The following is a 20,397-nucleotide window of genomic DNA, read 5'->3' as shown; positions in this document are numbered from 1 at the left end:
GCGGGCGGCATTCAACGCGGCGTCGAGCACGGCCTGCGAGGGTTCGGCGGCAGCCAGCGCCTGGATCGCGCTGCTCAGGGCCTGGGCGTCGGTGGGCGAGGCGGGAAGCAGGTTCGGCAGAGGAGCCGTGCCCGCAGGTTGCATCGGCGCACCGGGCTGCTGTCCGTAGGGCCCCGTCGCGGACCCTGGAGTAGACGCGGCCCCACTCTGCAGTGCCCCGCCGGCGCCAGCCCCGGGATAAGGATGTCGGCCGATTCCCGCCTGCGGCTCGCGCGCCAGACTGGCCAATCCACGTTCGCCGGCGATCCATTGCGCCAGATGCGATTCATAGAACAGGCCGCTGTCCTGCACCAGATGCATCAGCGCCTGCCGAACCTGCGTGGTTCCCTCGGGCAGGCGCGTGGGCGGCACGGCCAGCAGCGGTCCGGCGCTGCGCAGCGGCGCGGCGGAGCCCTGCGCCAGCAAGGTAAGGATGGTACGGGCGGCGAAGCTCAGGGTTTCGCGGGTGGAGCCTGTCGGCGTGGTGGCCGGAGGCTGGCCCGGTGCGCCGGCGCGTACCGGCAGTTCGACGGCCCCGGTGGACGTGCCGTCGGATTGCCGCACCGTGGCGCCGCCGGGACTGGCGGTTGGAATCAGCGCGGCCAGCTTGTTGGCCGACACCTGCGCGCGCAGCGTGTTGGCATCGAGGCTTTGCCCTGACGGCGAACCGGGCGGCAGATGGATCGCGGTCATGGGGAGGGTTCCGGATGGTCCGCTGGGTCACCGGCTTGCCGGCGACGGCCAGCGGGACCCGGCATGGAGTCAGGCAGGGCTGCCGTAGGCGTGCGAAAGATTCTGGCGGCGGCGCGAGTCGCCCAGCAGCTGGCCCAGACGGGCCAGGTGCGGCAGCATCAGGTCGCGGATGCGGGCGTCGTACGCCAGGATCCGGTCGAGCAGCGCGTGGCGGCGCATCCGTTCTTCGGCCGAGACCGGAACGTTGTGCTCGAGCTCACGCAGGCGGTCCACGACGGCCAGGTAGACCTTCTGCACGTCGTTGAACGCGGTCCAGTTTTCCGCCTCGGCGGCTTCGAGCATCTGCTCGGACAGCACCAGCAGTTCCTCGTAGTTCAGCACGGTAGGAGAGACGTTGTGCATGATCAGTTCTCCTGCGCTTCGACGAGGACTTCGGACTGTCCGGGGACCGCCGCTTGCGCAGCGCTGTCGCCCGCTTCCGGTTCGCCGATCTGGGCCCATGCCGTCGCCAGGTTTTCCAGCAGCGCATCGACCTCGTTGAGCAGCGTGACATCGCTGCGCACATTGGCCAGCAGCAGGCGGCGGGTCATGTAGTCGTACAGCGCCTCGAGATTGGCGGCGATCTCTCCGCCGGTGCTGTGGTCCAGCACCGCGCGCAGGCCGTTGTCGACGATGTCGATCGCCTTCGAGATGGCCTGGCCGCGCCCCTGCACGTCGCCCGCATCGAGATGGAACTTGGCCCGTGCGATGGCCGAGCGCGCGCCGTCGTACAGCATGGCGATCAGCTTGTGCGGGCTGGCGCTCATGGCCCCGGTCTGCACGCCGACCCGGGCATAAGCGTTGATTGCTTGGCGCGCGTACATGATGGCGATCCTTGCCGTTGGTTACTTCTTGGTCTGGTTGGCGAGCGCTGCGAATTGCTGCGTCAGATAGCTGCTGGTCTGGTTCAGCTTGCTGACCAGCAGATCGAGCTGCGTGAACTGCGAGCGGTAGCGCTCGATGGTCGCGTTGACGCGGTCCTCGACCTGCGTGTAGCGGTCTTCCAGGTCCTTCAGCGTTTCGGTCAGGCCATCGGTGGCGACCTTGATCGCACCGTTGGTTTCATTCAGGTCGTCGATCGCGTCGGTGATCTGCTTGCCGTAGCCGCCGGCGCCGGTGGTGTGCGAGAACATCGAGGTCACGCCGCCCAGATTCTCGCTGATTGCCTTGGTCAGCTTCTTGTCGTCGACCTGCAGCGTGCCATCCTTGGTGAACGAGACGCCGATCTCCGACAGCGTAATGGTGCCGCCGTTGCCGTCCGGCTGCGGCACGTTCAGCATGCTGCGCAGGCTGGTCTGGATCGAGCGCAGCGTGCTGTCGCCGTTCAGCGCGGCGCTGCTGCCGGTGGTCGTGTCGAACGAGGTCAGCGACTTGGCGGTGCTCTGGATGTTGTTGTACGCGGTGACGAAACCCTGGATCGCGGCCTTGATCGCGTCGGTGTCGCGCGTCACGGTCAGGCTGGTGGTGCCGGTCTTGTTCAGCGTCAGCGTGACGCCCTGGGCCGCATCGGTGACGGTATTGCTCTGGCTGACGACGTCGATGCCGTTGATCTTCAGCTTGGCGTTGGTGGCCCGTACCGTTTCCTGCATGCCGCTCGGCTGCACCGCCTGGGTCGGATCGAAGCCGACCAGGTTGCTCAGCTCGGGGCTGTCCGCGGTAATCCGCATGCTGGACTTTTCGCCGGTGGTGTTCGAGGTCAGCACCAGCCGATAGGGCGTGCCGCTGCCGTCGTTGACGATGCTGGCGGTCACGCCGACGTTGGCCTGGTTGATCGCGTCGCGAATCCCTTGCAGCGTGTTCTGGCCCGGCTTGATCTCGACGGTCTTGGTGCGCGCGGCGTCGGCGGTGAAGCCCAGCGGATCGGTATAGCCGCCGGTACCTTCGTTGTAGCCCTGGCGTTCGCCGAATTCGAAGGTGATCTTGCCGGTGCCGATCGCGGTGGTCTGGCTGGCGACATTGGTGCCGACCAGCGATTGCGCCTGCGCGAGGCTGGTGACGTTGACCGAGTAGGTGCCCGGCACGGCGTTGGAGCCCGCCGCGGCCGTCATGATGTCGCCGGAACCGGCCACCGCCTTGGCGGCGCCAAAGGTCGCCGCATCGGCGAGCTTCTTCGCGGCGCTCTGGTAGGCCGACAGCACGCTGCTGAGCGTGCCGTAGGCGGAAAGCTTGGCTTGATAGCTCGAGGCCTGGGTCTCGAGCAGCTTCAGCGGCGCCTTTTCCGCGGTCTCGAGCTTCTCGAGCAGCGAGCCCAGTTCCAGTCCCGAGCCGATACCGATGTTGGAGATGGTAGCCATGGTCTTCTGCCTTTGTTGTTCAGCTTGTCTACGATGGGCGGGGCGTCATGCCGCCTGGCGGACGAACACGCCCTGCAGCCTGTCCAGCGCGCGGGCGAACCGCAGCACTTCCTCGGTCGGCATCTGACGGATCAGTTCGCCGGTTTCCTTGTCGATGACCTGGGTCACGACGCGGTTGGTCACTTCGTCGATCTCGAAGCGCAGGCCGATCGACGTGGTGCGCAGCACCTCGGTCAGCTCGCCGATCGCGCGGCGGATGTCGACCGCTGCCTCCCCGGCCTCGCCTTGAACGGCCGGCGAGATCGGCGCGATGGCCGGGGCCGCGCCGCCGGCGACCGTCGGCAATGCAGCCGCCGTGCTCTGCGGCACGGCTGGCAGGGCCACGCCGGAGGGCGTGGCGACGGGCGAGACGGAGGGAGGTGCCATGGTCGATTCCGCTTCGGTTCGGTTCGATCTGGGCGCTTCCGAAGAAACGCTTTGCAGGCAGCGAACTGCCTGCAAAGCATTCCCAGCGGAAGGCCGGGCCTTGCGGCCCGGCCTTCCGCGCCGTTGCGAATTAACGCAGCAGCGACAGCACGTTTTGCGTGGTCTGGTTGGCTTGGGCCAGCACCGAGGTACCAGCTTGCTGCAGGATCTGCGCGCGGGTCATGTTCGACACTTCCGTTGCGTAGTCAGCGTCCTGGATGCGCGAACGCGAAGCCGACAGGTTGGTCACCGTGGTGCCCAGGTTCGAGATCACCGAGTCGAAACGGTTTTGCACCGCACCCAGCGAGCTGCGCAGGGTGTCGACGTCAGCCAGCGCTGCGTCAAGCTTGGCCAGCGGGTTCGAGCTCGCGCCCGTGGTGATGCTGGACAGTTGGATGTTGGCGGTGTCGATCGCGAAGGCGGCGGTACCGGCGGTGGTCGTCACGTCGGCCGATTGCGGATCCAGAGCGATGTAGAACTCCTTCGCAACACCCGCTTCGACTTCGAAGCCCTTGGCCTTCAGCGTGCTGACTTCGGTCGCGTCGGCGGCCGTGATCGTCACGGTGGCGTACCAGTTGCCGTTGTCGTCCTTCTCGGCGGTGGCGGCCAGTGCCACGCTACCGGCGGCGATGCCCAGACGCGACGACAGGTCACCGGCGTTGGCTTCCGACACGGCGGTGGCGCTCACGTTGGTGGTGACACCGTAAGCAGCCTGGTAATCAGCGGCGACCAGAGCGGCCGGCGTGCCCTTCGGGCCCGACACGTTGAAGCCGTCCAGACCCAGGGTCTTGGCGGTGATTTCCTTCAGGTCGATGGCGATGATTTCGCCGTCGTTCGCGCCGACCTGGATGTTCATCTTGGTGTCCTTGGCCAGAACCTTGACGCCGTTGAACTGGGTCTGTTCCGAGACACGGTTGATTTCTTCCAGACGCTGCTTGATTTCGTCCTGGATCGATTGCAGGTCCGAAGCCGAGTTCGAGCCGGTCGCGGCTTGCACCGACAGTTCACGGATACGCTGCAGGTTGTTGTTGACTTCCGTCAGCGCGCCTTCGGTCGTCTGCGCCAGCGAGATGCCGTCGTTGGCGTTGCGCTGAGCCTGGGTCAGGCCCTTGATGTTGGCGGTGAAGCGGTTGGCAATCGCCTGACCAGCCGCGTCGTCCTTGGCGCTGTTGATACGCAGGCCCGAGGACAGGCGCTGGATCGCGGTGTTCAGCGCCGATTGCGACGTGTTCAGGTTGTTCTGAGTCATCAGAGACAACGAGTTGGTATTAATGACTTGCGCCATGGTACGACTCCTATTTGCAATGTTTTACGCATTCCGGCGGGTGCCGTAACGTTGGCTGCCTGCACTGCAGGGCGTGAAGTGCCTCCGTTGCCAAGGTTATCGACCGGGCTGCCGAAAGGTTTAGAGTGATCTTCAGGCGTCGGCGCGGAATGCTGTCATTGCAAGGCTGCGGGCGGCTCTGAACCAGGCTCAGGCGCGTCGCCGGGACCGCGTGCGGGGGGTGAAGAGGCCGACGAACTCGGGCGGCACTTCGTCCCGGGGCAGTTCGATCGGCTGCCCGTCGAGGTTGGCCGGGGTGATCGCCGCGATCGCGTGCTTGTAGACGATCTGGGGCGCCGGGTCGCCCGGGGCGGTGGCGAGCAACACCATATAGGTGTCGGCGCCCACCACGACCCCATGCAGGCGCACGCCGCTGGTCAGGTGGAGCACCACCGGATGCCGGCTGGCGCGGTGGAAAGCCAGTTGTCGGTCCTGCAGCTGACGGCCCGGGCGAATACTTCTGATTTCCTGAAACTTCACGACTTCTCCGGTCGAGCCCGATTGGGTTCTGTCGGCAGACAACGGTACGGGGATCGGGCGCGAGCCGGCGCGGATGCGGCGTGACGGTATCCGTATTGGCGAGAGCCTGATCGTGGCGAGGGATGAAACATTCGCTCTCGGTACCGGCGCGGGGGAAGCCATCGCGTGTCCTTGCGGCCGTGGGGCTTGTTGTTCGTGGATGTTCTGCCTCGACGGTCGGACTGGCGGTGCTGCCAGAAGAGAAGGGGAATACTTCGGCCCGGAGAGTAACAAATTTTTACAACTCGGGGAGCGAAGGGGCCTGTTCTGAGGTCTAGAGGTAAACCTCTAATTAAGTACTTGAATACATCTGCCGATATACGAAGCGGTTCTCCGCGTAAAGTGCCTTTTGAAGCGTGTCCGGAGCGTCGTGCGGCGCTCCGGGCCGCCTTCCATCCGAGTAGGTACTCACCTCGCCACTTTTTGGCATGCGCGGCTGACGTTGCTTCCTTGTTTTATTTGTAAAACAAAGTAAGCGTCACTATCGGCATTTACCCTGATGGAAACTGTATTTACACCTCATCTAAGCACCGCTATAGTCGGCCACGAGCCAATCGGCTCTAGCAGTCCTGGAAAGCCTACGAGCACCCCGCGCGTGGGCTTCTTTTTTTGCCCGCGTCCTGTGCAATGCCGGACGTCTTCGCCGCCTCAGGCGGAATACCGGATGCTCGACGTCAATTGGACACCTGTCCCGTCTCGAGCGATCGGTGGAGCTGACGGGGTTTTTGCCCCTTGTTTTTCATTTGGGCATGGCATCCGTGCCCACCGCTCGTTTTCCTGACATCTCCGCCTGACGCCCGAGGCCGGGCCCTATCCGGCTTGATCCCGCCGTATCGGTTTGCCCATCAAGAAAGCGCCCCCTTCTGCCGTTAGCGATGCACCGTCGCGCATGCGCGCGAGGCGTCGACTACGAGAGAAAAAGGGGGCGGTATGGGAAGATGGAAGCATTTCGGCATTGGCGCGCGGCTGGCGGGGGCCTTTGCCGCGATGGTGGCGCTGCTGGCCGTGGTGGCCGGTTTCGGACTGATCGCGCTTGGCGACATGAACGCGTCGATGCGGACGACCGTCGAGCAGCGTCTGCTGAAGGTGATGGAACTGGACGGCGTCAAGGAGGGCGCGCAGGCCATCGGCATCATGGTGCGCGACGCGGTGCTGACCGAGGATCCGGCCGTGGTCCAGCAGAACGTCGGCCGCGTCAACGAGCGCCGCAAGCAGATGAGCGCCACGCTCGACGAGCTCTCCAAGCTGATCGCCGCCACCGATAACGCCGGCCTGAAGCAAACCTTCGATGAACTGGGCAAGCATCGCGCCGCCTATAACGCCCAGCTGGACCAATTGCTGACGCAGTTGCAGGCTGGCGAGTTCGTCGCCGCGCGCGCCGGTTTGATCGTCACGCTGCCCGCGGCGCAGGCGGCGTACTTTGAACGCCTGGACACGCTGATCGCCTCGGGTCGCAAGATGGCCATCGAGGCGGTGGAGCAGGCCCAGGCCGACTATCTGTTCACGCGCAATCTGCTGCTCGCGCTCGGCGCGGTGTCCGCGCTGCTGGCCGTCGGCCTGGCCGTGGCGATCACGCGCTCGATCGCCGGACCGGCGCGGCAGGCGCTGGCTGCCGCCGAGGCGCTTGCGCAGGGCGACCTGGCCTTCGCCATCCGCGCCAAGGGCAACGACGAGATGGGCCGGATGCTGAAGGCAATGCAGCGCGCCTTCGCGGAGCTGTCCGTGCTGGTGCGCGGCATCCAGGGCGCCTCGGGCGCGATCGACGGCGCCACGCGGGAGATCGCCAAGGGCAACACCGACCTGTCGCAACGTACCGAGGAGCAGGCGGCCTCGCTGGAGCAGACCGCGGCCTCGATGGAGCAGCTGACCTCGACCGTGCGCCAGAACGCCGACAACGCCCGCCAGGCCAACCAGCTCGCCATGAACGCCTCGGCCGTGGCCGCCGAGGGCGGACGTACCGTGCGCAGCGTGGTCGAGACGATGCAGGGCATCTCGCAGTCGTCGGCCAAGGTGGCCGAGATCATCGGCGTGATCGAGGGCATTGCCTTCCAGACCAATATCCTGGCGCTGAACGCCGCGGTCGAAGCCGCGCGCGCCGGCGAACAGGGGCGCGGCTTCAGCGTGGTCGCGGCTGAAGTGCGCAGCCTCGCGCAGCGCAGCGCCGCGGCGGCCAAGGAGATCGGCGAGCTGATCAACCGATCGGTGGAGCAGGTCGAAGTCGGTGCCCGCCAGGTCGAGCAGGCTGGCGGCACCATGGACGGCATCGTGGAAGCCGTTCGCCGCGTGACCGACATCATGGGCGAGATCTCGGCCGCCAGCGCCGAGCAGTCGACCGGCATCGAACAGGTCAACCGCGCGATCGCGCAGATGGAAAGCGTGACGCAGCAGAACGCCGCGCTGGTCGAACAGGCGGCGGCCGCCGCCGAGAGCCTGCAACAGCAGGTCGCCGGGCTGGTGCAGGACGCGGCCAAGTTCCGCGTCGAGGCGTCGCCCGCTGCATTGCCGCGTGCCGCGGAACCGGTCCGGGAACGGGCGCTCGCCATGGCGGCGCCGTTGGGGAAGTCGTCGGCGCAAGGGGTCATGTCGACCGCGGCGCGGAGCGAGCCCGCTGCCGACAGGCGCCACCGCGAATCCAGAGCCGGCAGTGCCGCCGCAACGCCTGCGAAGGCCCGACCCGCGGCGCTACGGCCGTCCGCCTTGGCGACGGAAGCTTCCGGTGCTGGGGCCGACGACTGGCAGAGTTTCTGAACATATCTCGCCAGGCGAAAGCAGGCCGATGGCATAGCTCATAGCTCCCAGGACCACTGCGATCCTCCGTTTGTCGCGCACAATCGACAAGCAAAGGAGGCCAGAAATGAATCGCGCTTTAATAGGCAATGCCATTCGCCAGCAACGAATGGCGCTTGGCTTGACGCAGCAGATGCTGGCCAGGATGGCCGACATCTCTCGACAGACCGTGAGCGGCATCGAGCATGGCCGTATCAACTTCACGCTCGATATGCTTGGTCGGTTGGGCGATATCCTGGGGCTAACGCTACAGGTTGCGGAGATTCATCCGAGGGCCATCGGGCCCTTGCGGAGTTCAGAGGGTAGCGAAAGCGTGCAGAAACGCACACTTTTAAGCAAGCGCCTACAATGACCTCCTGTCCTTCATTAGAAAAGCCGGTCCGACCAGTGGGGTCGTGCACCGGCTATGTTGTTTCTCCTTGCCCGCCCGATGATCGCTCCCGCTCGTTCTGGCCTGCGCCTTGTCGGCGCGGCTGCCTCCATTGCGGCCTCCGCAGATTCTCCGACGTCGCCTGCGGCGTCATCCCTCCCGCCAAGGCCTCTTCACCCCGGCGAGCCGACCGGGTCTCCACCGGTCCCGGTGATGCAGGTCATCTTCGGCCTGATGCTGGCGATCCTGCTCGGGGCGCTCGAGCAGTCGATCGTCGCCGTGGTGCTGCCCGAGATCGCCCTGCGCCTGAACGGGTTCGACGTGATGGCCTGGGTCGTGTCGGCCTACCTGATTGCGTCGACGGTCGCCACGCCGATCTACGGCAAGCTGTCCGACGTGCTCGGCCGGCGCTCGGTGCTGTCGTTCGCGATCGTGCTGTTCCTGGTGGCCTCGATCGCCTGTGCGCTCGCGCAGACCATGCCGCAGCTGATCGTCGCGCGCATCCTGCAGGGGCTCGGCGGCGGCGGGCTGATCTCGGTATCGCAGGCCGCCATTGCCGACGTGGTGCCGCTGCGCGAGCGCGGCCGCTATCAAGGCTATGTCAGCGGCGTGTGGGCGGTCGCCAGCATGGCGGGCCCGGTGATCGGCGGCTACCTCGCCCACTATCTGTCGTGGCGCTGGATCTTCTGGATCAACCTGCCGCTGGCCCTGCTGGCGCTGGTCACGGTGCGCCGCGCGCTGCGCCATCTGCCGGCCGGCGGCGGCCGCAAGCATCGGATCGACTATCTCGGCGCGCTGCTGTTCGGCGGTGGACTGACCGGCGTGCTGGTGTTCCTGACGCGCCTGGGCCAGGGGCACGACGTCTGGCGCGCCGATTCGCTGAGCCTGCTCGGCGGCGGCCTGGCGGCGCTGCTGCTGTTCGTCTGGCAGGAGCGCCGCGCGGCCGATCCGGTGATTCCCTTGGCGATGCTGCGCGTCCCGACGGTGGCGATCTGCTGCATCACGCTGTTCCTGTGCTTCTTCCAGTTGATCGCGATGTCGGTGCTGCTGCCGCTGCGCTTCCAGGTGGTCGGCGGCGCGCAAGCCGACAGCGCGGCGCTGCGGCTGGTGCCGTTGACGCTGGCGATTCCGTTCGGCGCCTTCATCGCCGGTCGGCTGATGACCTGGAGCGGCCGCTACAAGCCCTTGCAGCTGATCGGGTCGGCCGCGGCACCGCTGGTGATCGCGGCGCTGGCCTTCGTCGATCCGGGTGCGGTGGTGCTGACCGCGATCGTGATGGTGGCGCTGGGCCTGGCGATCGGCCTGCAACTACCGAGCGCGCTGGTGGCGACGCAGAACGCGGTGCCGCCGCAGCAGGTCGGCGTCGCCACCGCGCTGACGGCGTTCTCGCGGATGCTCGGTGGCGCGGTCGGCGTCGCGGTGCTGACCACCGTGCTGATCGCGCTGCTGCGCCACAGCGGCATGGCGGTCAGCCCGCTGCCCGGCGGCGAGGACGTGCTGATGCATCTGTTCCGCGAGGTGCTGTCGCTGGGCGATGGCGCCGAGGCCGCCGTCGTGCGGCAGACCGCCGAGCGCGCCTTCCGCGCGCTGTTCCTCGCCAGCGCCGCGGTATCGCTGCTCGCGCCGCTGCTGGTCGTGCGGCTGCGCGAGGCGACGCTGCGCGGCAGTCCGGTCAAGGCGGCGGCGAGCGTCGAATAGCGGCCGAATCATCGGGGCGCGCCGCGTCATTCGAGGCGGCACACCCCGATGGCCCATCTCGCTCAATCCCGCTCACTCGCGCTCAATTGCACTCAATCCGCGTCCCATCCCACCCGATCCCGCTGGGTCAGTCCAGATCGACGACCTCCAGATCGACGACCCGGCCCGGGCAGAGGATATGGTTCGGATCGAGCGTCCGCTTCAGCAGGCGCATCACGGCCAGTTCCTCGGGCGTGCGCGAGCATCCCAGGAACGGCTTCTTGTGCGTGCCGATCCCGTGCTCGGCGGAAATGCTGCCGCCGAACTCCTGCACCACGCGATAGACCACTTCGCTGATCGCGTGCTCCGGAAAGTCCGGCAGCGCGACCCCGGGCAGATAGACGCTGACATGCAGATTGCTGTCGCCGACGTGCCCGAAGTTCACCAGCTCGGCGGTCGACCACCGGTCCAGCACGGCGGCGCGCAGGGCTTGCGCGAACTCGCCGATCCGGCCGATCGGCAGGCTGACGTCGAAGGCGGCGTTGGGCGCCCACATCACCGGAAACTCGGCCACGGCGTCGCGCAACTGCCAGAAGCTCTGCGCCTCCTTGTCGCTGGTCGCGACCGCCGCGTCCTGGATCAGGCCCGCATCCATCGCGGTTTCCAGCATCGACTCGAAGGCGGGCGCGTCCTGGCCGGTGTCGTCGCCCTGCAGGTCGAGCAGCACGTAGAAGGGATGGCCCGGAGGCAGCGGCGCACGTACGCCCGACACGCGCGTGGTCACCAGCTCGTAGAAGTCGGCCCACATCACCTCGAACGCGGACAGCCTGCCGGCCAGCTTGCGCTGCGCATGGCGCAGCAGCTGCACCACGTCCTCGTAGCGGGACAGCGCGCACAGCGCGGTCTGCGTGCTGGCCGGCAGCGGTGCCAGCTTCAGCACCGCACGCGTGATCACGCCGAGCGTGCCTTCGCTGCCGATGAACAGCTGGCGCAGGTCGTAACCCGCATTGTTCTTCAGCATCTTGTTCAGCGACGTCAGCACGGTGCCGTCGGCCAGCACCGCTTCGAGTCCCAGCACCTGGTCGCGCATCATGCCGTAGCGGATCACGCGATTGCCGCCGGCATTGGTGGCGATGTTGCCGCCGATCTGGCAGCTGCCGCGCGCGCCAAGGTCCACCGGCAGCAGCCAGTCCGCGGCGCGCGCGGCCTCCTGCGCGGCCTGCAGCGTGGTGCCGGCCATTACGGTCATCGTGCCGGCCTGATCGTCGATTTCCTCGACGCCGCGCATCCGTTCCAGCGACAGCACCAGTTCGCCGCCGGCGGGCGTCGCGGCGCCGGCCAGTCCGGTCAATCCGCCCTGCGGCACCACCGCTTGCCGATGGCGATGGCAGATCGCCAGTACCGCGGAGACCTCGGCGGTATTGCGCGGCCGCGCCACCGCGATCGGCGGCACCGGATCGAGCGGGGCGTACCAGTCCTTGCGAAAGCGCGTCTCGATGGCGTCGCCGGTCTGCAGCCCGGCGGGGTCGAGCACGGCGGCCAGTTCGGACAGCAGGGCGTCACGGCTGCTTGCCGCGGCGGGTCGGGTTTGAGTGATCGAAGTGGTCATGAACGGTCTGGTAGCGGGGTCGGATGGACAGGGGAAAAGGGAGCGGGATGGAAAAGGGAGCGGGATTCGACTTCGCGCTTGGCTCGGCGCTCGGTTCGGCGCTCGGCTCGGCACTCGGCTCGGCGCTCGGCTCGGCGCTCGGCTCCGCACTCGGCTCCGCGCTCACGCCCCGCTCCACGCCTCGCGGTTGATCTTGACCGGCGATTCGCGTCGCGGCGCCTGCGTGCGGGCCAGATGCTCCATCGCCGGTTCGATGACCTCGGCGAGCTTGCGGAACGACGGCCCGATCTCTTCCTCGGGCACGCAGGCATAGCCCATCAGCAGGCCCTGCCGCGCCTGCGTCTCGTCGCTGTAGTAGCGCGACAGCGGCCGCGCGCTCAGGCCCTGCGTGCGTGCCGCCATGCTGATGCCCAGATCGTCTGCGCCCGGCGGGAGATGCATCACCAGATGCAGTCCGGCCTCGTGCGTGGAGGTGGGCCAGTTCGCGCCGAAGCGCTCGGCGATCGCCTCGCGCAGCAGGCTCTGCCGCTGCGCATAACGCAAGCGCACGCGCCGGATGTGGGTGGCGTAGTGCCCCTCCTCGATGAAGTCCGCCAGCACCGCCTGCTGGATCAGCTGCCCCTCGCGGAACAGCTCCGACAGCCCGATGGCGAAATGCGGAGCCAGCGGCTTGGGCAACACCATGAAGCCCATGCGGATGCCGGGAAACAGCGTCTTGGAAAACGTACCCATGTAGATCACGCGATCGTGCTCGTCGAGCCCCTGCAGCGACGCGAGCGGGCGGCCCTCGAAGCGGAATTCGCTGTCGTAGTCGTCCTCGACGATCCAGACCCCGCGCTGGCGCGCGTACTCGAGCAGCATGCGCCGGCGCGACAGGCTCATTACGGTGCCGAGCGGGTACTGATGCGACGGCGTGGCAAAGATGAAGCGCGGCGGATTCTGCAGCGTGGCCGCGTCCGGCGCGATGCCCTCGCCATCGACCGGCACGGGAATCGGCTCCACGCCCGAGTTCGACAGCAGGCTGCGCGTGCCCCAGTAGCCGGGGTCTTCCATCCAGGCCTTGTCGCCGGGGTCCGCGAGCAGCCGTGCGATCAGGTCGATCGCCTGATGGATGCCCGTCGTCATGATGATCTGTTCGGGATCGCACCGTACGCCGCGCGCCAGGCGCAGATGCTCCGCGAGGACGCGGCGCAGCGGCAGATAGCCGCCGTTGTGCGCATAGGTCAGCAGCTCGGGACGCGGCTCGCGCCAATGCTTGTTCAGCAGGCGGTTCCACACTGCGCGCGGAAACAGCGAGACGTCGGGCACGCCGGCCATGAACGCACCCCATTGGCGATCGGATGCACCGGCATGCGACACCAGATGCTGGCCGCGCCGCGACAGCGCAAAGCGGTTCGGGTTTTGCTGCGCTGCAGGCACGGTGATGGTGCCATTCGCGGCGCCAACCTTGTGCAATGCACTATGGTCGGGAAAGGTGTGCGACACAAAGGTGCCACTTCCCGTCGATGCCGTGACGTAGCCCTCGGCCAACAGCTGCTCGTAGGCATACAGCACGGTGTTGCGCGAGACCCCGACCTCCTTGGCCAGCATCCGCGAAGCGGGCAGCTTGCACCCGCGGGGATCGTACCGGCAAGGATTTCCTGGCGAATGATCTGATAGACCTGCCGGTTCATATGCGTACCGGCCTTGTCGGCGCTGCCGTCGGCCGGCCGTTCCAGCCGTTGCAGCAGCAGCTCGGACAGAATGGATTCTTTCAAAAATGGCTCCAGCAAAAACGGCAAATATGGACCTATCTATGGTGCCAACTGTGCGCTAATTTCCCACCCATCGCGTGCCGGTGCAAGCAGTTTTCACATCGGCGAGCCTCGCAGCCCGGCGTTCCAAGGAGCTCCCATGCAAGATTCGGCAAGCCAACTCAGTACCTCTGACATCGCCGGCGCCGTGCGCTCGCTGTTGCCCTATATGGTCCAGACGCTGTCGGGCTTTGTCGCCGCCGCCAGCCCGTCGGGGCAGGAGCAACCCGCGGCGGAATTCATCGAGGCGGCCTTGCGCGATCTGGGACTCGAATCGGAGCGCATCCATCTGCACGCCGATGCCATCCGGCATCTGCCGTTGTTCTCGCCGCCGTGCTGCCCCGATGGCGGCCGCTACAACCTGCTGGCCACCCATCGGCCCGTCGCGAAGGGTGGACGGTCGGTGCTGTTCAACGGCCATCTCGACGTGGTGCCCACCGGCCCCGAATCGATGTGGCGCAATCCGCCGTACACGCCGGTGGTCGAGGACGGCTGGCTCTATGGCCGCGGCTCCGGCGACATGAAGGCCGGCATCGTTTGCGCGCTGGCCGCGTTCAAGGCGCTGCGCGCGCTCGGCGTGCAGCCGGCCGGCGCGGTCGGCTTCAACGCGGTGCTCGAGGAAGAGAACACCGGCAATGGGGCGCTGGCGACCGTGGCGGCACTGCGCAGCGCGGTCGGCGCCGGCAAGCTGGCCGCCTTCGATACCGTGATCATTCCCGAGCCGCTGGGCGAGGGCTTGATGAGCGCGCAGGTCGGCGTCTACTGGATGTTCATCGAGCTGACCGGAAAGCCGGCCCACGCGGCCTACATGACGTCCGGCGTCAATCCGGTCGAGGCGGGCGTGGCCGTGATGGAGGACCTGCGCGAGCTCGAGGCCGAATGGAACCGGCCCGATAACCGCCCGCCGGTATATCGCGACCACGCGCACCCGATCAACTTCAACCTCGGGCAGATCCGCGGCGGCGAATGGAATTCGTCGGTGCCGTGCACCTGCACGCTCGGCGTGCGCATCGGCTTTTATCCGCATATGGACATCGACGAGACCAAGGCCATCGTCGAGGCGCGCATCCGCGCCACCGTCGCGCGGCTCGCCAGCAATCTCGAACTCGTTATCCGCTACGAGGGCTTCCATGCGCCGGGCTGCGAGTTCGATCTCGACGTGCCGAGCATGCAGGCGCTGGCCGAGGCCCATCGCAAGGTCCACGGCGAGCCGGTCAAGCGCGAGGCGACCACCGCCACCACCGATGCGCGCCATTTCCGCCTGATGCTCGATACCCCGGTGACGTGCTACGGGCCGGTCGCCCGCAACATCCACGGCATCGACGAATCCGTGTCGCTCGACAGCATGGTGCGGGTGACCACCACGTTGGCGCAGTTCCTGCACGACTGGTGCGGCGTGGAGCCGATTGCCACGGCATGACGATCCAAGTGCAAGCAGTGCCCTCAGTACCCGCTGTTCACAACGACAAGGAAACGAGCCGATGAAACGAGTTACGACGCGCTTTCAACAGCGCCTGGCTTCGCTGGCGATCGCGGCGGCAGGCCTGTCCCTGTTGCCGCTGGCGCTGCCCGCCGGCGACGCCGCCGCACAGACCACCGGCGGCACGCTGTCCGGCATCGTGCAGCCCGAGCCGCCGATCCTGGTCAGCGCGCTCAATTCGCAGGCGCCGACGCAATACATCGCCGGCAAGATCTATCAGGGCCTGCTGACGTACACGCCGGACCTGAAGCCGCAGCCGGAGCTGGCCAAGTCGTGGAAGATCTCGCCCGACGGCCTGACCTATACCTTCGAGCTGCAGAGCGGTGTCAAGTGGCACGATGGCAAGCCATTCACCTCGGCCGACGTGGTGTTCTCGATCGACAAGCTGCTGCGCGAGGTCCATGTGCGCACGCGGGCGGTGCTGAACAAATACATGGCGTCGATCCGCGCGGTCAACGACACCACCGTCGAGATCAAGCTGAAGGAGCCGTTCCCGCCGTTCATCTCGATGTTCGAGACCGGCACCATGCCGATGATGCCGAAGCATCTGTACGAGGGAACCGACTACCGCAACAACCCGGCCAACCAGAAGCCGGTCGGCACCGGCCCCTTCATGTTCAAGGAGTGGAAGAAGGGCGCCTATATCAAGCTGGCCAAGAACCCCAACTACTGGAAGAAGGGCAAGCCGTATCTGGACGAGCTGGTCTTCTACGTGATCCCGGATTCCGCCTCGCGCGCGGTGGCGTTCGAAAAGGGCGACGTGCAGGTGCTGCGCGGCGGCGATGTCGACAACGTCGACGTCAAGCGCCTGCGCGCGCTGCCCAACGTGGAATACACCACCAAGGGCTGGGAGCTGTTCTCGCCGATGGCGAGCATGCTGATGAACCAGCGCAAGCCGCCGTTCGACAACGTCAAGGTGCGCCAGGCGGTCATGCATGCGCTGAACCGCAAGATGATCGTCAACAACATCTTCTTCGGCATGGGCAAGCCGGCGGTCAGCCCGTTCGCGTCCACCACGCTGTTCTTCGACAAGAACATGCCGGCGATGGACTTCAACCTGAAGAAGGCGCGCGACCTGATCAAGGAATCGGGCGTCAATGTCGGCCAGTACCCGATCAAGATCCTCGCCACCTCGTATGGCGCCAACTGGGACCGGCTGGACGAGTACGTCAAGCAGATGCTCGAGCAGCTGGGCTTCAAGGTCAGCATCGAATCGGCCGACGCCGGCACCTGGGCCGCGCGGGTCAGCAACTGGGACTTCGATCTGACCACCACCTACACCTACCAGTACGGCGATCCGGCGCTGGGCGTGGAGCGGCTGTACGTCGCGCGCAATATCGTCAAGGGCACGCCGTTCGCCAACGTGCAGGGCTACAACAATCCGAAGGCGGACGAACTGTGGGCGAAGGCGGGCGCCACCATGGACCCGGCCGAGCGCCAGAAGCTCTATAGCGAGGTGCAGCGCATCCTCGTCAACGACGTCGCCAACGCCAACCTGTTCGAGCTGGAGTTCCCCACGCTCTATCGCAAGAACGTGAAGAACCTGGTGACCACGGCGATCGGCCTGAACGAGTCGTTCGACAACGTCTCGATCGAGAAGAACTGAGGGCTGTAGCGCCATCCGAAACGCCCCCGGTGTTCTCCCCTCTCCCGCCAGCGGGAGAGGGGCAGGGGGGAGGGTGACCGCCCCAACGAAGTGCTGTCCGCCGCCGATCGCCCGCGTGGAGCTTGCCGTGAATTTCCTTTCCTTCCTGATCTCGCGTCTTGGCAAGGCCATCGTGGTCGTGCTCGGCGTCGTCATCATCAATTTCTTCCTGATCCGCCTGGCGCCGGGCGATCCGGCCACCGTGATGGCGGGCGAGGCCGGCGCCGGCGATGCCGCCTTCGTCGGCCAGCTGCGCGAGCAGTTCGGCCTGGACAAGCCGCTGCTGACCCAGCTCGGCATCTATCTGAAGGGCGTGGCCCAGCTGGACCTGGGCTACTCGTACCGCAACCATCTGCCGGTGCTGGACCTGATCCTCGACCGCCTGCCGGCGACCTTCCTGCTGATGAGCGGCGCCTTCGTCTTCTCGATCGTGCTGGGTGTGCTGCTCGGCGTGATCGCCGCGCGTACCCGCTACGAGAATCGCCGCCGCTGGATCGACAGCGCGGTGATGTCCGGCGCGCTGCTGCTGTATGCGACGCCGCTGTTCTGGCTGTCGCTGATGGCGATCATCCTGTTCTCGGTGGTGCTCGGCTGGCTGCCGGCATTCGGCATGGAGACCATCGGCGCCGGCTACACCGGCATGGCGCGCGTCAAGGACGTGGCGCTGCACATGATCCTGCCGACGATCTCGCTCGGCTGCTTCTTCATGGCGGTCTATGTGCGGCTGACCCGCGCCTCGATGCTGGAGGTGATGGGCATGGACTACGTGAAGACCGCGCGCGCCAAGGGCGTGCCGGCCAACCGCGTGATCCGCGTGCACGTGCTGCGCAACGCGCTGCTGCCGGTGATCACCTTCGCCGGCATCCAGCTCGGCCAGATGGCCGGCGGCGCGGTGCTGACCGAGACGGTGTTCTCGTGGCCGGGCATCGGCCGCCTGATGTTCGATGCGCTGCTGCAGCGCGACTACCAGCTGCTGCTGGGCATCTTCTTCGTGACGTCGGCCCTCGTCGTCTTCTTCAACCTGCTGACCGACGTGCTCTATCGCTTCATCGATCCGCGCATCTCGGTCGGCGGCAAGGGAGCCACCGCATGAAAGCCTTCCTGCAACGCTATTGCCGCAACTACGGCGCGGTCATCGGCGCGCTGGTGCTGCTCGCCGTGATCGCCTTCGCGCTGTTCGCCCCGGTGCTGTACGAGGAATCGCCGTGGCTGATGGTGGCCGATCCGCTGGTGCAGCCGTTCGCCGATCCGGCCTATCCGTTCGGCACCGACATGCTGGGCCGCGACATCACCGCCGGCATGCTGTACGGCGCGCGGGTGTCGCTGCTGGTCGGCGTGATCTCCACCGCGGTCGCGCTGCTGTTCGGCATCCTGATCGGCGCGGTAGCCGGCTACTGCGGCGGCCGCATCGACGACGCGCTGATGCGCTTTACCGAGTTCTTCCAGACGATTCCGCAGCTGGCGATGGCGGTGGTCATCGTCGCGATCTTCAATCCGTCGATCTATTCGATCGTCGGCGCCATCTCGGTGGTGTCGTGGCCGCCGGTGGCGCGCCTGGTGCGCAGCGAATTCCTGTCGCTGAAGCAGCGCGAGTTCGTGCAGGCCGCGGTGGTGATCGGCCAGAAGCCGCTGCGCATCATCGCCACGCAGATCCTGCCCAATGCGATGTCGCCGATCATCGTGTCGGCCTCGTTCATGGTGGCCACCGCGATCCTGACGGAGTCCGCGCTGTCCTTCCTGGGCCTGGGCGACCGCAACATGATGAGCTGGGGTTTCATGATCGGTGCGGCCCGCACGATGATCCGCGAGGCCTGGTGGATGAGCGTGTGGCCCGGCGTGGCGATCCTGCTGACGGTGCTGTCCATCAACCTGATCGGAGAAGGCTTGAACGACGCCATGAATCCGCAGCTGCGCCGCCGCGGCGAATGAGGGAGCCAGCCATGCCTGTCCAATCCATGCACGCTGACCAAAGCTCCTGCGGCGCTCACGGCTCCCATGCTGCGCAGATCTCCGCGCCGCTGCTGTCGATCCGTGACCTGACCATCGCGCTGCCCAAGGGCGGCGACCGCCCCTACGCGGTGCGCGACATCTCGTACGACCTGCACGCCGGCGAAATTCTTTGCATCGTCGGCGAATCCGGTTCCGGCAAGTCGATGAGCGCCAACGCCATCATGGGGTTGCTGCCGTCCTACCTGAAGCCGCAGGGCGGCCGCATCCTGTTCCGCGGCAAGGACCTGCTGGCGCAGGACGAAGCCACCTTGCTGGCGATGCGCGGCAAGGACATGGCGATGGTGTTCCAGGAGCCGCTGTCCGCGCTGAATCCGGTGATGACCGTCGGCGACCAGATCGCCGAGGTCATGCGCGTGCACCACGCCTATCCGGGCGAGGCGCGCATGCGCCGCGTGCTCGAGCTGCTCGACTTCGTCGGCCTGCCCGATCCGGCGACGCTGGTGCACAGCTATCCGTTCCGGCTCTCGGGTGGCCAGCGGCAGCGAGTGGTGATCGCGATGGCGCTGGCGCTGGAGCCCGCGCTGCTGATCGCCGACGAGCCGACCACCGCGCTCGACGTCACCACGCAGGCGCAGATCCTGGCGCTGATCAAGCGCATCCAGGCCGAGAAGGGCATGGGCGTGATGTTCGTCACCCACGATTTCGGCGTGGTGGCGGAAATTGCCGACCGGGTCGCCGTGATGGAGAAGGGCGTGCTGGTCGAGATGGGCACCGCGCAGCAGGTGCTGAACCACCCGCAGCACCCCTATACGCGCCGGCTGATCGGGGCGGTGCCGCACGGGCGCTGCGGCGAGGCGGACGGCCAGGCCGCGGAGACGGTGCTGGAGGTGCGCGACCTGCGCAACACCTATGTGTCCGGCGGCGGCCTGTTCTCGCGCAAGCGCGTGGTGCATGCGGTCGACGGCGTCAGCTTCACCGTGCGGCGCGGCGAGACGCTGGGCATCGTCGGCGAGTCGGGCTCGGGCAAGTCGACCATCGGCAAATGTCTGCTGCGGCTGACCGACATCGATGGCGGCACGCTGCTGTTCCAGGGCCAGGACATCGCGAAGCTGCCGGAGCGGCGCTTCCGTCCGCTGCGCAAGGACGTGCAGATGATCTTCCAGGACCCGTTCGCCTCGCTCAATCCGCGCCATACCGTGGGCCGGATCATCAGCGACGGGCCGGTCGCGAGCGGCGTGCCGCGCCAGCAGGCGCAGGCCAGGGCGCGCGAACTGCTGCAGCTGGTCGGGATGGAAGACTCTGCCTTCGACCGCTATCCGAACCAGTTCTCCGGCGGCCAGCGCCAGCGCATCGGCATCGCCCGTGCACTGGCGCTCGAGCCGAAGCTGCTGGTGGCCGACGAGTCGGTGTCCGCGCTCGACGTCTCGGTGCAGGCGCAGGTGCTGGAGCTGCTGGCCACGCTGCAGAAGCGTCTCGATATCGGCCTGATCTTCATCACGCACGACCTTCGCGTGGCGGCGCAGATCTGCCACCACGTGATCGTGATGCACAAGGGCAAGGTGGTCGAATCCGGGCCGCCGGCCCAGATCTTCGACGCGCCGCGCCACGACTACACGCAGCGCCTGATCACGGCGATCCCCGGCAAGGAGTGGGATCCGAAGGCGATCCGCGCCGCTGCATGACAACGCATTGGCCCGGACGGCCGGCCCGTAT

The 20,397-nt window shown here is 66.8% G+C and carries 15 protein-coding genes and 2 pseudogenes; 8 read left to right on the top strand and 9 right to left on the bottom strand.

From position 1 onward, the window contains the following. From AC6EI8_RS09170 to AC6EI8_RS09140, 7 genes and pseudogenes are all read right to left on the bottom strand, one after another. Positions 1 to 732: pseudogene (locus AC6EI8_RS09170) on the bottom strand (hypothetical protein); the annotation flags it as partial. Positions 733 to 801: 69 nt separating this feature from the next. Further along, a complete protein-coding gene (locus AC6EI8_RS09165) occupies positions 802 to 1,134 on the bottom strand; it encodes a flagellar protein FliT (RefSeq protein ID WP_187829270.1) in 333 nt (110 codons plus the stop codon). A gap of 2 nt (positions 1,135 to 1,136) precedes the next feature. Next, on the bottom strand, positions 1,137 to 1,595 hold the full coding sequence (gene fliS / locus AC6EI8_RS09160) for a flagellar export chaperone FliS (protein WP_149319507.1): 459 nt from the start codon (positions 1,593 to 1,595) through the stop codon (positions 1,137 to 1,139). A gap of 21 nt (positions 1,596 to 1,616) precedes the next feature. Next, positions 1,617 to 3,065 carry a flagellar filament capping protein FliD gene (gene fliD / locus AC6EI8_RS09155; protein WP_149319508.1) on the bottom strand — a complete coding sequence of 483 codons (1,449 nt, stop codon included), beginning with the start codon at positions 3,063 to 3,065 and terminating at the stop codon, positions 1,617 to 1,619. 45 nt (positions 3,066 to 3,110) lie between these two features. Further along, complete coding sequence (locus AC6EI8_RS09150; protein WP_498381792.1) at positions 3,111 to 3,491, bottom strand: flagellar protein FlaG; 381 nt, start codon at positions 3,489 to 3,491, stop codon at positions 3,111 to 3,113. A gap of 130 nt (positions 3,492 to 3,621) precedes the next feature. Continuing rightward, complete coding sequence (locus AC6EI8_RS09145; protein WP_265634793.1) at positions 3,622 to 4,815, bottom strand: FliC/FljB family flagellin; 1,194 nt, start codon at positions 4,813 to 4,815, stop codon at positions 3,622 to 3,624. 189 nt (positions 4,816 to 5,004) lie between these two features. After that, positions 5,005 to 5,334 (bottom strand): RNA chaperone Hfq, encoded by a 330-nt coding sequence (locus tag AC6EI8_RS09140; RefSeq protein ID WP_498381791.1) that lies wholly within the window; start codon positions 5,332 to 5,334, stop codon positions 5,005 to 5,007. A 969-nt stretch (positions 5,335 to 6,303) separates the two neighbouring features. On the opposite strand from AC6EI8_RS09140, the gene AC6EI8_RS09135 reads away from it, so the two are divergent. The 3 genes from AC6EI8_RS09135 to AC6EI8_RS09125 all read left to right on the top strand — a co-directional run bounded on the left by AC6EI8_RS09135 (position 6,304) and on the right by AC6EI8_RS09125 (position 10,228). After that, positions 6,304 to 8,121, top strand: coding sequence for a methyl-accepting chemotaxis protein (locus tag AC6EI8_RS09135; protein WP_498381790.1), 1,818 nt, complete (start codon positions 6,304 to 6,306; stop codon positions 8,119 to 8,121). Positions 8,122 to 8,227: 106 nt separating this feature from the next. Continuing rightward, a complete protein-coding gene (locus tag AC6EI8_RS09130) occupies positions 8,228 to 8,512 on the top strand; it encodes a helix-turn-helix transcriptional regulator (protein WP_226109328.1) in 285 nt (94 codons plus the stop codon). Between the two features lie 231 nt (positions 8,513 to 8,743). Next, complete coding sequence (locus AC6EI8_RS09125; RefSeq protein ID WP_150082194.1) at positions 8,744 to 10,228, top strand: MDR family MFS transporter; 1,485 nt, start codon at positions 8,744 to 8,746, stop codon at positions 10,226 to 10,228. A gap of 127 nt (positions 10,229 to 10,355) precedes the next feature. Here AC6EI8_RS09125 and AC6EI8_RS09120 read toward each other — a convergent pair whose 3' ends face one another. Next, positions 10,356 to 11,816: an FAD-binding oxidoreductase gene (locus AC6EI8_RS09120; protein ID WP_498381789.1), complete on the bottom strand. Its 1,461-nt coding sequence runs from the start codon at positions 11,814 to 11,816 to the stop codon at positions 10,356 to 10,358. A gap of 162 nt (positions 11,817 to 11,978) precedes the next feature. Next, positions 11,979 to 13,573: pseudogene (gene pdxR, locus AC6EI8_RS09115) on the bottom strand (MocR-like pyridoxine biosynthesis transcription factor PdxR). Positions 13,574 to 13,709: 136 nt separating this feature from the next. On the opposite strand from pdxR, the gene AC6EI8_RS09110 reads away from it, so the two are divergent. From AC6EI8_RS09110 to AC6EI8_RS09090, 5 genes are all read left to right on the top strand, one after another. Beyond that, positions 13,710 to 15,029, top strand: coding sequence for an ArgE/DapE family deacylase (locus AC6EI8_RS09110; protein WP_498381788.1), 1,320 nt, complete (start codon positions 13,710 to 13,712; stop codon positions 15,027 to 15,029). Between the two features lie 61 nt (positions 15,030 to 15,090). Beyond that, the gene (locus tag AC6EI8_RS09105; RefSeq protein WP_150082197.1) at positions 15,091 to 16,695 is read left to right on the top strand and encodes an ABC transporter substrate-binding protein; all 1,605 of its coding nucleotides are present in this window, start codon (positions 15,091 to 15,093) and stop codon (positions 16,693 to 16,695) included. Positions 16,696 to 16,822: 127 nt separating this feature from the next. Then, a complete protein-coding gene (locus tag AC6EI8_RS09100) occupies positions 16,823 to 17,827 on the top strand; it encodes an ABC transporter permease (RefSeq protein WP_226109322.1) in 1,005 nt (334 codons plus the stop codon). After that, positions 17,824 to 18,663 carry an ABC transporter permease gene (locus AC6EI8_RS09095; protein ID WP_053823479.1) on the top strand — a complete coding sequence of 280 codons (840 nt, stop codon included), beginning with the start codon at positions 17,824 to 17,826 and terminating at the stop codon, positions 18,661 to 18,663. Before AC6EI8_RS09100 ends, AC6EI8_RS09095 begins: the two co-directional genes overlap by 4 nt. 26 nt (positions 18,664 to 18,689) lie before the next feature. Continuing rightward, positions 18,690 to 20,366, top strand: coding sequence for an ABC transporter ATP-binding protein (locus AC6EI8_RS09090; protein WP_498381794.1), 1,677 nt, complete (start codon positions 18,690 to 18,692; stop codon positions 20,364 to 20,366). Positions 20,367 to 20,397 lie beyond the last annotated feature (31 nt).

The organism is Cupriavidus sp. R6-3, assembly GCF_059772245.1.
Note: the sequence above shows the minus strand (reverse complement) of the source record. Positions and strands in the feature narration are given on the sequence as shown.